Here is a 12,303-nt window from a genome sequence, read left to right as displayed (position 1 = left end):
GTCCGCCAGCCGTGCAAGCACGGCTTACTCCGGTTGAAACGGATCGGTATGCCGGATCACACCCATCAGCATCGCAATACTGACGGCATGAAACAGGTTGCGTGCCTCGAGCTTGATCTGCGCGGAGGCCAGGGCATCGCTCACGTCTTCCTGCGACAGCACGAGGATATTGCCCGCATCCTCCAGCCGCTTGCCCTCGGCGACGAGTTGCAGACAACGAATTTCCCTGTCGGTCAGCAAGGAGAAACCGGGCTCCTGCCCGAGCGCCGTTTGGGGATCGGTCATCATCATTTTCATTGCTGGAAAATACCATGGGAGAATGCCATGCAAGCCATGGCGTCAGCGCGCGGTTATACGGCGATCAAGGAGATTGTCGTTACCCCTGTGCGCCAAAAAATTATCGACACGCGCTAATTAAGCTCTTCCTGGAGAGGCTTGTTTCTCAGGGTCTGGGGATGACACAGCATCCAGCCAGACTTGTCAAGCAGGGTGCGGTTCACGCCGACTTTCGCTCCCGAACTTCAGTCGGCGTGGAGCCGAACCAGCGCGTGACGGAACGGGTAAAAGCGCTGGGTGCGGAATAGCCGAGCCTGTAGCAGATCTCCGATATCGGCAGCTCGCTCTCGGTCAGCAGATTATAGCTCACCTCGCGCCTGATGCCATCGCGCAGCTCGTTGAGACTTGTCCCGTGATCCGCCAGCCGTCGTTGGAAGGTCCGCTCCGAGAGGCCGAAATAGGGGGCGATCTCGGAGAGCGGGTATTCGTCCTGCGAAACATGCACCAGCAGGTGCCGGCGCACTTGATCGACGAAGTCGCTCTGCAGTTCCGCCGTCGCGGGCCTCAGGCTCCGGCATTGCAGATCCATCAACTCGAACAGCCGCCGGTCCCCGGTGGGATTGTGTGTATCCAGGAAGGCTTGGGGAAAATGCACGCAGTTCATGCTGGCGCCAAAACTCACCTTCTTCGTGAGAAACTGACGAAAAGGCTGCAGGTTGCGTGGTTTCGGTCGCTCCAGCTCGACCTCGACGAGATCCGCCGTGAGCCCGGCCAGATCTCGTACGCGCTGCATGACAAGCGCGACCGACATGTCCACATACTGGTCGCGTTTGACGATGAGGGGGGCGAATGTCCAGGCGAGATGGGCGCCCTGCGCGTCGATGACCAGCCGCGAATAGCTGGTATGGGTCACGTATTGGATATGCTGATCGACGAAGCGCACGAGGTCGAGGCCGGTCGGTGCAGACATCAGACCATAGCCGAACGGACCACTCGATCCCGCCTCATATGCCTTGACGCTGGTGACCCCGAAGGCTTCGTCATCCGACAGCAGCGCACAGGCCTCCAGAAGCCGGCACAGACGATCGAGACTGATCCGGGCGGTCATGTCCTGGAAGCAGGCTGGATCGATCTCCAGCGCCTTGCAGATGGGATTGATGTCGATCCCGTAGGACAGCGCATGCACGACCACGGCGGACGCAAGTCCGGCCACGGTTGTCAGTTCATCGGTGAGGTTCCGACCCGCCATCCCATTCCCTGTCGCCCAAAGGGAAGATCTTGGCATGAAATGGTAAGCCAAGGCGTAGCCGGAGTCGAGCACGTCGCCCGGGTCATTCCATCACTGAGGCGTGAGACTTCGGCGCCTCAGCGCTTGGCCCACAACACTTTGAAGCGGGCGTTGCGGCAGACTTCGCCGTGCTGCTTGAAATGCGCGGCCAGAACCGGCTCATAGGGCAGGCCGCGATTGGCGACCATCAGCAGGTTGCCGCCGTTGCGCAGCGCATCATAGGCACCCTTGATCATCGCTGCACCGATCGAAGGTTCGGCTGCATGGCCCTCATGGAAAGGCGGGTTCATGATGACCAGATCGTACTTCTCCTTGGTCGGCTCTGTCGCCAGGTCCTGCCAGAAGAAGCGGGTGGTAAGGTCAGGATGGTTGTGGGCGAGATTGCGCTTGGCATGCTCCAATGCGCTGTGGCTTGCCTCGAACAGGTCGATGCGGTTGGTGCGCGGCGAAGCCTCGGCCAGCATCACAGACAGATAACCCCAGCCGGCACCGAAATCGGCAGCATTGCCGTCGAAGTCGGTCGGAAGGCGGCTGGCCAGCAGTTCGGAGCCCTCGTCGACATGCGCATGCGAGAAAAGACCGGCCTTGGTCTCGAAACGCCCTTCGACGGTGACGGTCTTGGATGCGAGTGCCGCGATTGCGGCGGTCGCGTCATCGGGGACGATGAACCAGACCGCAACGCCGTGATATTTCGGGGTCGAGTCCGGGGCGAGGCCGAGCCGATCGAGCTGCTTGCGCAGCGGAAGGATCCCTTCCTCCTTGGCTCCGGCGATCATGACAAGGCCACCCGCCTTCACACGACGCAGGGCTTCGGCAACATGATCCTCGTTGAGACCCTTGTGTTTGCTGCACAGAACGAGCGCTCCGTCGAAATTGTCGCCCTCGACAGCGGCCACCGGCTTCTGGTGGGTCATTTCCAGACGGCGAAATTCCGGCCGGAAGTCCTGCACCACGGTCAGCGCCGCAGCAAAACCTTCAGGTTTTGCGAAGCCTGCCTCGGCGCCGAGGAAGAGATAGCGCTGATCCGCGCCAGGCAGCGGAACCGCCTCGGTGGTGAACGGATGGAACAGGGTCTTCAGCGTGTCGCGGCTCATGGCTTGGTCTTCTCTTCGGGCGGACGGAAACGGTTATGGTGCGTACGAAAAAGGCGCGGGATAGTCTCCCGCGCCTCGGATCGGGTAGAGCGAAGGCGCGCTTATTCAGCGGCCGCTTCGCCATCCTTCTTGTCGGCAACGATTTCCTTGCCGGTCGTCTGGTCGACGGCCTTCATGGAGAGGCGGACCTTGCCGCGCTCGTCGAAGCCCATCAGCTTGACCCAGACCTTGTCGCCTTCCTTGACGACGTCGGAGGTCTTGGCAACGCGCTCGGAAGCGAGCTGCGAGATGTGCACGAGGCCGTCACGCGAACCGAAGAAGTTGACGAAGGCGCCGAAGTCGGCGGTCTTCACAACGGTGCCTTCGTAGATCACGCCAACTTCCGGCTCGGCGACGATCGAGTGGATCCACTTGCGGGCCGCTTCGATTTCCTTGCCGGAGGACGATGCGATCTTGATCGTGCCGTCGTCTTCGATGTTGATCTTGGCGCCGGTCTTTTCGACGATTTCGCGGATGACCTTGCCGCCCGAACCGATGACTTCGCGGATCTTGTCGACCGGGATGTTCATCACTTCGATGCGCGGTGCGAATTCGCCGAGCTGGCCACGGCTTTCCGAAAGGGCGTTCGCCATTTCGCCGAGGATATGCTTGCGACCGCCCTGGGCCTGGCCGAGCGCGACCTTCATGATCTCTTCGGTGATGCCGGCGATCTTGATGTCCATCTGCAGCGAGGTGATGCCGTCGGCAGTACCCGCAACCTTGAAGTCCATATCGCCGAGGTGGTCTTCGTCACCGAGGATGTCGGAGAGAACCGCGAAGCGTTCGCCTTCGAGGATCAGGCCCATGGCGATACCGGCGACCGGCTTTGCCAAGGGAACGCCGGCGTCCATGAGAGCGAGCGAGGTGCCGCAGACGGTTGCCATCGAGGACGAGCCGTTCGACTCGGTGATCTCGGAGACGACACGCAGCGTGTAGGGGAACTGGTCGGCCGACGGCAGCATCGGACGGATGGCGCGCCAGGCAAGCTTGCCATGGCCGATTTCGCGGCGGCCCGGGGAGCCCATGCGGCCGGTTTCACCAACCGAGTAGGGCGGGAAGTTGTAATGCAGAAGGAAGCGTTCCTTGTACATGCCGGTGAGGCTATCGACATACTGTTCGTCTTCGCCGGTGCCGAGCGTGGCGACAACGATCGCCTGGGTCTCGCCACGGGTGAAGAGGGCCGAACCATGCGTGCGCGGCAGGATGCCGACTTCCGACACGATCGGACGAACGGTCGACAGGTCACGACCGTCGATGCGGCTCTTGGTGTCGAGGATGTTCCAGCGAACGATCTTCGCCTGCAGGTGCTTGAAGACGGCGCCGACGACTTCGTTGGTGTACTTCGGCTCTTCGCCTTCCGGGAAGAAATGCGCCTTCACCTTGGCCTTGACGGCGTCCACGGCAGCGTAACGATCAGCCTTCTGGGTGATCTTGTAGGCAGCGCGCAGCTCGGTCTCGGCAATCGACAGCATTTCGGCTTCGAGAGCGGAATGGTCTTCCGGTTCGAATTCGCGCGGTTCCTTGGCAGCCACTTCGGCGAGCTTGATGATCGCGTCGATGACCGGCTGGAAGCCGCGATGACCGAACATGACGGCGCCGAGCATGACGTCTTCGTTCAGTTCCTTGGCTTCCGATTCCACCATCAGGACGGCGTCGGAGGTGCCGGCGACGACGAGGTCGAGAACCGATTCATCCATCTCGTCGAGATGCGGGTTGAGAACGTATTCGCCGTTGATGTAGCCGACGCGTGCGCCGCCGACCGGGCCCATGAAGGGCACGCCAGAGAGCGTCAGCGCAGCCGAAGCGGCAACCATCGACAAGACGTCCGGATCGTTTTCAAGGTCGTGCTGGACGACGGTGACGACGACCTGGGTGTCGTTCTTGTAGCCTTCCGGGAAGAGCGGGCGGATCGGACGGTCGATCAGGCGGGAAACCAGCGTTTCCTTTTCCGAAGGACGGCCTTCGCGCTTGAAATAGCCACCCGGGATCTTGCCGGCGGCATAGGTCTTTTCCTGGTAGTTGACGGTGAGCGGGAAGAAGTCCTGGCCCGGCTTCGGCGACTTGGCCGAAACGACGGTGGCGAGAACAACGGTTTCGCCATAGGTGGCGAGAACGGCGCCGTCGGCCTGGCGGGCGATCTTGCCCGTTTCCAGCTTCAGCGGGCGGCCTGCCCACTCGATTTCAACGCTGTGAACATCAAACATATCTTGTCCTTCATATGCAGCACCGGGCCGCCGGTTAAGGGGGCTCGCAGCATCTGCAATGTGCTGACGCGATCACGGGCAAGACAGTGGGAGGCTTCGGATCCGGCGGGTCGTCCCGCAAATTCGCCCTTTTGGCGCGGAAGCATCCAACAATCCTGCCCCATGACAGGTCATCGGTTGGTATCGACAGGTCCGGCCCATCCGGCCTGTCATTCGTCCCTGGCAAATCCATGCGCGGGACGGGGTGCGGGTCCATTGGCCCGACCTGGAAAGGCAACCGGCGGATCTTCTGGACAGAAGACCCGCCGGGAACTGTTTAGCGGCGGATGCCGAGACGGGTGATCAGGTTGGTGTAACGAGCCTCGTCCTGCTTCTTGACGTAGTCGAGAAGCGAACGGCGGGTCGAAACCATGGTCAGAAGGCCACGACGCGAGTGGTTGTCCTTCTTGTGACCCTTGAAGTGTTCCGTCAGGTTGGTGATACGCTCGGTCAGGATTGCGACCTGAACTTCCGGAGAACCGGTGTCGCCTTCCTTGATGGCATATTCCTTGATGAGGGCGGCCTTGCGCTCTGCAGTGATCGACATCGTGGATCCTTTCTAAATAAGGAGAAACAGGTCGCCAAACGCCGGGATGTCGTCCAGCATTGGCCGTGAATGCATGCGCCAAGGGCACAAGCTGGTGCCGCCTATACTCCATTCCCAGGCATAAGGAAAGATGCCATGGAAAAGAGCAGGCGGCGGCAGTGCGTCAGTTGAAGACGCGGCGCGGATGAAACTCGCCGCTGGCAATTTCGCCGATCGCCACCAGCTTGTTGCCGGACAAGGCCACCGCCTCGGGTTCGGCCACCGGCGCATCGCGGCCGCGCACGATGATCGAATTGCCCATGCGCAGCCGATGCGCCTGGTCCTCGGTGATCCTCAGCTGCGGCAGAGCCGACAGGGCCTCCGCCGTATCCACCAGGAAAGCATCCAGCGCCGCGAGACGCTCGTCCTTGTCCTCGATCGCCTCAAGCGCCACGAGTTCGGCGAGCGGCACCATCATCTCCTCGGCAAAGGGCGCCACATAGCTGCGGCGCAGTTCGGAGATATGCCCGTAGCAGCCGAGTTCTCGTCCGAAGTCGCGGGCCAGCGAACGCACATAGGTGCCCTTGCCGCATTCGACCTCGAAAAACGCCCGGTCGGCCTCGCATTTCAGAAGCGTCAGGCGGTGAACCTCGACCTCGCGAGATGGGATCTCGACGGTCTCGCCTTCACGCGCCAGATCATAGGCCCGTTCGCCGGCGATCTTGATCGCGGAGAACTGCGGCGGGATCTGGTTGATGACGCCGGTGTAATCAGGCAGCAGCGCGCGGATTGCCTCTTCGCTCGGCCGCTGGGCGGAGCTCTGGGTCACTTCACCTTCCAGGTCGTCGGTCGAACGTTCTTCGCCCCAGGTCACGGTGAATTCATAGATCTTGCGGCCGTCCATCACGTAAGGAACGGTTTTGGTCGCATCACCGAGCGCGATCGGCAACATGCCTGATGCCAGCGGATCGAGCGTGCCGGCATGACCGGCCTTCTGGGCATTGAAGAGCCACTTGATCTTGCCGACCGCCTCGGTCGAGCCGAAATCCACCGGCTTGTCGAGGATGAGCCAGCCCGAAATCGGACGGCCCTTGGGCTTTCTGGGTTTGGACATCTATATGGTTTCTCAGTCTTTGTCGTCTTCGGAACCGAGGTCGCGCTGGACCTCCGGCGAGCGCAGGAGCGCATCGATCTTCTGGTAGTTGTCGAAGCTGGTATCGTCGCGGAAGCGCACCTCCGGCATGTATTTCATCTGCCGAAGCTGGCCGCCGATGCGACCGCGAATGAACTTCGCATGTTTGTTGAGCGCCGCGATAACAGCGTCATGGTCGGAAACCCCGAGCGGCGCCACATAGGCGGTCGCCATCTTCAGGTCCGGCGACATGCGCACTTCCGAGACCGAAATCACCGTCTTCTCGATGACGTCGTCATTCACTTCCCCGCGCTGAAGCACCTGGGTGATGGCGGCACGCACCTGCTCGCCGACGCGCAGCATGCGCTGCGAAGGTGCCGAAGAGGTTGGTTTTGTCATAGTCGTCTTGCCTTTCGCATCGGTCATGCAGTCCACAGGGCGGCTGCGTCCGGATGCATCGGATGAAGTCTGTCACGAAGTGTCATGCCCGAAGGCGACATTGTCTCAAAATACAGCGAGCGCCGGAAGATCCGGCGCCCGAAGTATATTGTTTCGAAGCGGCCGCTCTTAGAGCGTACGCGTGATGTGTTCGACGCGGAAGCACTCGATCGTGTCGCCGGCGCGGATGTCTTCGTAGTTCTCGAAGGCCATGCCGCATTCCTGGCCCATCGGCACTTCGGCCACTTCGTCCTTGAAGCGCTTGAGTGTCTTGAGCTTGCCTTCGTGGATGACAACGTTGTCGCGCAGCAGACGCACGCCGGCCCCACGCTCGACCTTGCCTTCGACGACGCGGCAACCCGCGACCTTGCCGGTCTTGGTGATGTTGAACACCTCCAGGATTTCGGCATTGCCGAGGAAGGTCTCGCGACGTTCCGGAGAGAGCAGGCCCGACATCGCCGCCTTCACGTCATCCACCAGATCGTAGATGATGTTGTAGTAGCGGATTTCGATGCCGCCACGTTCGGCTGCGGTGCGTGCCTGTGCGTTGGCACGGACGTTGAAGCCGATGATGGCTGCGTCCGAGGACTCGGCCAGAGCGATATCCGATTCCGTGATGGCACCTGCACCCGAATGCACGATGCGGGCACGCACTTCGTCGGTGCCGAGCTTGTCGAGCGCGCCGATAATGGCTTCGATCGAACCCTGCACGTCGCCCTTGATGACCAGCGGGAACTCCTTGAAGCCGGTGTTCTGCAGCTTGCTCATCATCTGTTCGAGCGAACCGCGCTGACCGGACTGGCGGGCAGCCGCCTTGTCGCGGGCCAGACGCTGGCGATATTCGGAGATTTCGCGGGCGCGGGCTTCGTTCTCGACCACGGCGAACTTGTCACCGGCAGCCGGCGTACCGGACAGGCCGAGAATTTCGACCGGCATCGCAGGTCCGGCTTCCTTGACGTGAAGGCCCTGGTCGTTGACCAGCGCACGCACGCGGCCCCACTGGTCGCCAGCCACGATGATCTGGCCAGGCTTCAGCGTACCCTTCTGCACGAGCACGGTTGCAACCGCGCCACGGCCACGGTCGAGCTGTGCTTCGATGACCGTACCTTCGGCGGTGCGGGTCGGGTCGGCCTTCAGGTCGAGGATTTCGGCCTGCAGCAGCACGGCTTCGAGCAGCTTGTCGAGGTTCAGCTTGTTCTTCGCCGAAACTTCGACGTCGAGCACTTCACCACCCATGGATTCCACGAAGACTTCGTGCTGCAGAAGCTGCTGGCGAACCTTTTCCGGGTTTGCCTCGTGCTTGTCGATCTTGTTGATCGCCACGATGATCGGCACATTGGCCGCCTTGGCGTGGTTGATCGATTCAATCGTCTGCGGCATCACGCTGTCGTCGGCGGCCACCACGAGGATCGCGATGTCAGTCGCCTGGGCGCCACGAGCACGCATCGCGGTAAACGCGGCGTGGCCGGGCGTGTCGATGAAGGTGATCTTCTGGCCGTTCTGCTCGACCTGATAGGCACCGATATGCTGTGTAATGCCACCGGCTTCACCCGAGACGACCGAGGTCTTGCGGATGGCGTCCAGCAGCGAGGTCTTGCCGTGGTCGACGTGACCCATGATGGTCACGACCGGCGGACGCGACACGAGTTCGCCTTCGTCGTCCTTGACGTTGAAGATGCCTTCTTCGACGTCGGATTCCGAAACGCGCTTCACGGTGTGGCCGAATTCGGTGGCGATGAGTTCGGCGAGGTCGGCGTCGATGACGTCGCCCGGCTTCATCATCTGGCCTTCCTTCATCAGGTACTTGATGACGTCGACGGCGCGCTCAGACATGCGCTGCGACAGTTCCTGAATGGTGATGGTTTCCGGCAGGATGACTTCGCGCATGACCTTTTCGCGGGTTTCCTGCATCTGGCTGCGGCGGAACTTCTCCTGCCGGCGGCGCATGGCAGACAGCGAACGGCCGCGCGACGTACCGTCGTCATCGACATTGGCGGTGGTGACGGTCAGCTTGCCGCGACGACGGTCTTCCTCGACCTTCGGACGGGCAGGAACCTTGGCAGGGACCGGCATGGCAACTTTGCCACGGCCAGGAACGGCACGCGGCGATGCGCGCTCTTCGTCTTCGTCGTTCGCCTTGCGGCCACGCACGAAGCCGGGAGCAGCCGGAGCGGCAGGCGCAGCGCCCGGACGGGCAGCCGCCGGTGCACTGGCTGCGGGAGCTGCGACCGGGGTCGGAGCGATTTCGGGTTCCGGCTGCGGCTCGGGCTGCGGTTCCGCGGCGCGGCGTGCGGCCTCTTCGGCAGCCAGGCGTGCAGCTTCTTCGGCCTCGGCCTTGCGGCGGGCCTCGTCGATCACGCGCTGCTTGGCTTCCTCGATTTCACGAACCTGCGCTTCGGCAAGGGCGCGACGGCGTGCTTCCATTTCGCCAGCCGACAGGTCGTGCAGAACGGCGCCACGCGGGCGCTCCTGCTGACGAGGCGGCTGCGAAGGCTGCGGGCGCTGCGGCTGCTGGGGACGCTGCGGCTGCGGCGTCGGCTGGTGCACGCGCGTCGGCGTCGGCGTTGGCGCAGCCACCGGACGGGCGGCAGCAACGGGTGCCGGTGCCTGAGCCTGCACCGGAGCAGGGGCCTGAGCTGCAGGTGTAGCAATGGGAGTAATCGGCTTTTCGTCCAGCGGGCGGGTCGGGCGGCGCTTCACCGTCTCGACGACGACCGACTTCGTACGGCCGCGCCCCATGTCCTGGCGCACGGTACCCTGGCTCATCCCCGAGGGCTTCAGGGTGAGTGTCTTCTTCACGCCGATAGTCTTGTCGTCTTTGTTGTCGGTCATTCCGTTCCCGTTCCTTCGAGCGAGGCCGGATGCCGAGCATCAGACCACGCCGTTCACATACTGTCCTAAACCACGGAGGCCGACTTTCGCCGGTGACCGCGTCATTGTGGTTTCGGGCCAGCGCTCGAGACCTGCAGCACAGGGCCGCGATAGGTTTCGAGCAGAGTTGCGCGTTTCACTACACCTTCACCCGCCTGCCCTGCAAGCGCGCAAGCATGGATAAACGCATTCTGGCCCATCAGTTCGTCCATTTCCGCCCCGGTCAGAAGGTGGAATGCGGGGATTTCCGCATCGGCTCCTGTTCCGAGGTGCCAGGCCTTTCGGGCCTGGTCGATCTTCCGTATGCCGTCCGCCGCCGCGTCCTTTGAATGGAACACCGCGATGACCTCGCCGCTTCTGACCGCGGCATCCACCTTGGCAGCGCCGCTGATGAACTGGCCGGCCTTGCGCGCCATGTTCATCATGCCCGTCAACTGGGCGATCAGCAGGCGTTCGACGGCGGCTCCGAGGTCCGGATCCGCCTTCACATCCCGCTTCAAGGCCCGGGCGAAGAGCTTCTTCGCCACAGCCTTGTCCACCGCCTCGCGGCGAGGACTGACCCAGCATCCCCGACCGGGAAGCGTCCGCTTCAGGTCGGGAACGATTGTTCCGTCCGGTGCCGCCACGAACCGCAGCAGCGTATCGGGCGACCCGCTGTCACGGGTGACGATGCACATCCGTCCGTTCGCATCGGAGAGGTCGAAGTCGTCTTCGGTCTCCGGCGCGTCGGGCGTCAGCGCGGTCATCACGCCTCCTGCTCGACGTCGGCTTCGCCTTCCACTTCGGCCTCAGCCGTTTCGGCAGCCAGGTCTTCCTCGGTGATCCAGCCGGCCGACAGGCGAGCCTGCACGATCATGGCTTCGGCTTCAGCACGCGAGATGTCGAACTTCGAGAACAGGCCCTCGAACTTCTTCGTCTCGCCGTCCTTGCGTTCGCTCCAGCCGATCAGGTCGTCGGCGGCGCAGCCGGCGAAGTCTTCGATCGTCTTGATGCCGTCTTCGCCGAGAGCAACCAGCATGGCCGAGGTCAGGCCGTCGATCTGGCGCAGCTCGTCGGCAACGCCGAGTTCGCGGCGCTTGGCATCCATTTCGGCTTCGATCTTGTCGAGATATTCGCGCGCACGGGTCTGGATTTCCTGTGCCGTGTCTTCGTCGAAACCGTCGATCGAGGCGATTTCGTTCAGATCGACATAGGCCACTTCCTCGACCTGGGCGAAGCCTTCGGACGCCAGAACCTGGCCGACCATCTCGTCGACGTCGAGCGCATCCATGAACAGGTTGGTGCGTTCGTTGAATTCCTTCTGGCGGCGCTCCGATTCCTCGGCTTCCGTCATGATGTCGATGTCCCAGCCGGTGAGCTGCGAGGCCAGACGCACGTTCTGACCGCGGCGACCGATGGCAAGCGACAGCTGCTCGTCCGGAACCACGACTTCGATCCGCTCTGCATCCTCGTCGAGAACGACCTTGGCGACTTCAGCCGGCTGCAGGGCGTTGACGATGAACGAAGCCGGATCCTGGCTCCACGGAATGATGTCGATCTTTTCACCCTGAAGCTCGCCGACAACCGCCTGAACGCGCGAACCGCGCATACCGACGCAGGCGCCGACCGGATCGATCGACGAGTCGTTCGAGATGACGGCGATCTTGGCGCGCGAACCCGGGTCACGGGCAACCGACTTGATCTGGATGATGCCGTCGTAGATTTCGGGCACTTCCATGGTGAACAGCTTCACCATGAACTGCGGATGGGTACGCGACAGGAAGATCTGCGGGCCGCGCTGTTCGCGACGCACGTCATAGACATAGGCGCGCACGCGGTCGCCGTAACGGAAGGCTTCGCGCGGGATCATCTCGTCACGACGGATGATGCCTTCGCCACGGCCGAGGTCGACGATCACGTTGCCGTATTCGACGCGCTTGACGGTGCCGTTGATGATCTCGCCCATGCGGTCCTTGAACTCGTCATACTGGCGATCACGCTCGGCTTCGCGCACCTTCTGCACGATGACCTGTTTGGCCGACTGCGCAGCAATACGGCCGAAATCCATCGGCGGCAGCGGGTCGGCGATGAAGTCGCCGAGCTTGGCGTCGACATTGCGGTCGCGGGCCAGTTCCAGCGCGATCTGGGTCGAGTAGTCCTCGACCTTTTCGACCACCTCGAGAAGACGCTGCAGGCGGATTTCGCCGGTCTTCGAGTTGATGTCGGCGCGGATGTTCGTTTCCGTGCCGTAACGCGAACGGGCAGCCTTCTGGATCGCGTCGGCCATGGCGGCGAGCACGATTTCGCGGTCGATCACCTTTTCACGGGCAACGGCATCTGCGATCTGCAAGAGCTCGAGCCGGTTAGCACTGACTGCCATTGTCTTAGGTCTCCGTCTTCACACCCGGGCAACTGCT

General features: G+C 62.4%; 10 protein-coding genes. All 10 read right to left on the bottom strand.

Going from position 1 to position 12,303, the window contains the following annotated elements:
• Positions 1-24: 24 nt before the first annotated feature.
• Complete coding sequence (locus DMY87_RS22620) at positions 25-285, bottom strand: helix-turn-helix domain-containing protein (RefSeq protein ID WP_245409016.1); 261 nt, start codon at positions 283-285, stop codon at positions 25-27.
• 211 nt (positions 286-496) lie between these two features.
• Positions 497-1,525 carry an AraC family transcriptional regulator gene (locus tag DMY87_RS22615; protein ID WP_110793894.1) on the bottom strand — a complete coding sequence of 343 codons (1,029 nt, stop codon included), beginning with the start codon at positions 1,523-1,525 and terminating at the stop codon, positions 497-499.
• Positions 1,526-1,641: 116 nt separating this feature from the next.
• Positions 1,642-2,658: a class I SAM-dependent methyltransferase gene (locus DMY87_RS22610; RefSeq protein ID WP_110793893.1), complete on the bottom strand. Its 1,017-nt coding sequence runs from the start codon at positions 2,656-2,658 to the stop codon at positions 1,642-1,644.
• A 101-nt stretch (positions 2,659-2,759) separates the two neighbouring features.
• Positions 2,760-4,901, bottom strand: a complete 2,142-nt coding sequence (gene pnp / locus DMY87_RS22605) for a polyribonucleotide nucleotidyltransferase (RefSeq protein WP_110793892.1) — start codon at positions 4,899-4,901, stop codon at positions 2,760-2,762.
• Positions 4,902-5,217: 316 nt separating this feature from the next.
• Positions 5,218-5,487, bottom strand: coding sequence for a 30S ribosomal protein S15 (gene rpsO, locus DMY87_RS22600; RefSeq protein ID WP_110793891.1), 270 nt, complete (start codon positions 5,485-5,487; stop codon positions 5,218-5,220).
• A gap of 163 nt (positions 5,488-5,650) precedes the next feature.
• Positions 5,651-6,580, bottom strand: coding sequence for a tRNA pseudouridine(55) synthase TruB (gene truB, locus DMY87_RS22595; protein WP_110793890.1), 930 nt, complete (start codon positions 6,578-6,580; stop codon positions 5,651-5,653).
• A gap of 12 nt (positions 6,581-6,592) precedes the next feature.
• Positions 6,593-6,997, bottom strand: coding sequence for a 30S ribosome-binding factor RbfA (rbfA, locus tag DMY87_RS22590; RefSeq protein WP_110793931.1), 405 nt, complete (start codon positions 6,995-6,997; stop codon positions 6,593-6,595).
• Between the two features lie 168 nt (positions 6,998-7,165).
• Positions 7,166-9,868 (bottom strand): translation initiation factor IF-2, encoded by a 2,703-nt coding sequence (infB, locus tag DMY87_RS22585; protein ID WP_110793889.1) that lies wholly within the window; start codon positions 9,866-9,868, stop codon positions 7,166-7,168.
• Between the two features lie 101 nt (positions 9,869-9,969).
• Positions 9,970-10,653 carry an RNA-binding protein gene (locus tag DMY87_RS22580; protein WP_110793888.1) on the bottom strand — a complete coding sequence of 228 codons (684 nt, stop codon included), beginning with the start codon at positions 10,651-10,653 and terminating at the stop codon, positions 9,970-9,972.
• The gene (nusA, locus tag DMY87_RS22575) at positions 10,653-12,266 is read right to left on the bottom strand and encodes a transcription termination factor NusA (protein ID WP_110793887.1); all 1,614 of its coding nucleotides are present in this window, start codon (positions 12,264-12,266) and stop codon (positions 10,653-10,655) included. The genes DMY87_RS22580 and nusA overlap by 1 nt, the downstream gene beginning before the upstream one ends.
• Positions 12,267-12,303 lie beyond the last annotated feature (37 nt).

The organism is Peteryoungia wuzhouensis, from assembly GCF_003205195.1.
Classification (GTDB): Bacteria; Pseudomonadota; Alphaproteobacteria; order Rhizobiales; family Rhizobiaceae; genus Allorhizobium; species Allorhizobium wuzhouense.
The sequence above is the reverse complement of the archived record's forward strand: the minus strand, read 5'-3'. Positions and strand labels throughout refer to the sequence as shown.